The organism is Phaeodactylibacter xiamenensis (assembly GCF_000759025.1).
GTDB lineage: Bacteria > Bacteroidota > Bacteroidia > Chitinophagales > Saprospiraceae > Phaeodactylibacter > Phaeodactylibacter xiamenensis.
Genome location: NZ_JPOS01000102.1, coordinates 1 through 1,377 on the forward strand (window position 1 = coordinate 1; position 1,377 = coordinate 1,377).

1 protein-coding gene is annotated in these 1,377 nt (G+C 49.7%); it reads left to right on the top strand.

What is annotated here, in order from left to right; translation table 11 throughout:
• Positions 1 to 1,318, top strand: a 1,318-nt coding sequence (locus tag IX84_RS29785; protein WP_044230135.1) for an IS1380 family transposase, incomplete at its 5' end; no start/stop codon positions are given.
• Positions 1,319 to 1,377 lie beyond the last annotated feature (59 nt).

Below are 1,377 nucleotides of genomic sequence, written 5' to 3' on the forward strand. Positions count from 1 at the left end.
ATACCCAAAAATGAGTAATAAAAATACGGCTTTTTATCAGAATAAAAAACAATACACCTTCGATTTTTCGGGCCAGGAAACCAGCTCAGATGGAGGCTTTAGCCTTCTGTACAAACTGGCGAGAAGATCAAAATTGATCAAAGCGTTCAGTGAGCAGGTCCCCGACCGGCGCGACCCTGAGCTGATCACTTACAGTGTTGAAGAGCTGATAATGCAACGGGTAATGCTGCTGGCTTGCGGTTACGAAGATTGTAATGATGTAGATTACCTCAAGGAAGACCCCTTGCTGAAAGCTCTAATGGATAACGGCTTGTGTTCTCAACCAACGCTGAGCCGCCTGGAAAACAGCCTGAACATGGGCGCCGTGTACCGGCTGGCTGAGTGGTGGGTTGACCGGTATGTGGCTAGTTTGCCCACTGATAAAGAGTATGTGATCATTGATGTGGATTGTACCGACGACCCTACCCATGGAGATCAGCAGGGCAGTTTGTTTCACGGCTACTACTGGCAGTGGATGCTCAATGAGCTGTTTTATATAGATGGGGAAACGGGGCAAATCATCCTGCCGGTATTGCGCCCCGGCAACGTACACTCCAATAAATGGAATGACAGGTTTTTGCGGGTAATCGCCAGGAAAATCCGCCAGCGCTTTGGGGATATTCAAATCATCGTCCGGGCTGATGGCGGCTTTTCCTGCCCTGGTTTTTATGAGGTAGTGGAGGAGCAAGACCTTGATTTTTGCATTGGCCTTACATCTAACCCCCGCCTGAAAGCGGCGGTCCGGAAATCTTATGACTGGGTCAATAAGCACTATGGGCAAAAGGGGGCCCGGCATCAAAAGTTTGTAGGGCCCTTCAGTTACCAGGCTGATTCCTGGGATAACCCTCAGCAAGTATATGCCAAAATTGAATCGACGGGCAAAGGCATGAATCTGCGTTTTATCGTTAGCAACTTTGCCGACGACGATGCCGAAGAGCTATACAAAGATTTTTATGTGCAACGCGGAGAGGCCTCTGAAAACCGGATCAAGGAAGTGAAGAACATGTGTTTTTCAGACCGGCTCAGTTGCCATCGTTTCAGTGCCAACTTCTTCCGGCTTATGCTGTCGTGCCTGGCTTATGAGTTGTTGCGCAATTTACGGGGACTGATCCGAAAAACGGCTCATGCCAAAGCCTGGGCCTGGTCGGTACAGTCTATCCGGCTATATCTGCTAAAAGTAGCTGCCCAGGTTCATGAAACGGTTCGCAGGATACACATTCGTTTTTCGCGAGCCTTTTCCCAACAGAACCTGTTCCGAGAAGTGATGATGCAGTGTTAGTGGCTCCCCCGCCAGGGGTCAACAAGGAGGGGGGTTTTTTTACAGGGGGGAAGCCCTGG